Raw genomic sequence first — 842 nt, 5'->3', positions numbered from 1 at the left:
TGCCAAGACAGTCTCGAATCGTGAACTCCGGCGAGCCCACAGTGTACCATGTAATATCGCGGTCAACGCTGCCGGGGTACTGTATCGGTGACGTGGAGAAGGATTATTTTGTGAGCCTCCTGCGTGTCTACGCCAAGCGCTACTTTGCCGATGTTCTCGGGTTTTGCGTCATGGGGAATCATATTCATCTGGCGGTTCGGATGTATCCGGGGGACCGGTATTCCGATGGGGAAATCAAAGAGCGGTTCGAAGCGATTTACGGAACGGACCTCGTGTTGTCCGGCAGTGATATCCAGTATTACCGGGACAAATGGGCCAGTCTTTCGGAATTCGTCAAAGACCTGAAACAGAATTTTACGCGGTTTTACAACAAGCGGCACAACAAGAAGGGCTTTTTCTGGGGAGACCGGTTCAAAAGCATGATCGTTGAAAACGGGGAAACCCTGATCAACTGTCTGGCCTACATCGATTTGAACCCCGTGCGGGCCGGAATAGTTAAAATACCTGAGGATTATCGCTGGAACACCCTGGGCTATCTGCTCCAGACCGACAACAAAGACGATTTGATTTCACTGGATTTCGGACTCATCGGCCAGGACAATTATTCAAAGGATCAGCGCATCAGCTTTTACCGGAAATTTGTTTATGGAATAGGGGTCAAGCCCTCAACCAAAGGCCGTTCCATTCCGGAAAAGGATTTTTCAAAGGCCGCGAAAAAGAATTTCGAGGTCACGCAGGCCGACCGGTTTTTCAAACAGACCCGCTATTTTACGGACTCCAAGATCATCGGATCCAAAGAGTTCGTCACCCGCATGTACGATCACTTCAAAGACCATTTCAAA

1 protein-coding gene is annotated in these 842 nt (G+C 49.5%); it reads left to right on the top strand.

All coding sequences use genetic code 11. From position 1 onward, the window contains the following. Positions 1-110: 110 nt before the first annotated feature. Positions 111-842, top strand: a 732-nt coding sequence (locus ACYQ11_RS22090; protein WP_459926002.1) for a transposase, incomplete at its 3' end; no start/stop codon positions are given.

The organism is Desulfatiferula olefinivorans (assembly GCF_054657895.1).
Note: the sequence above shows the minus strand (reverse complement) of the source record. Positions and strands in the feature narration are given on the sequence as shown.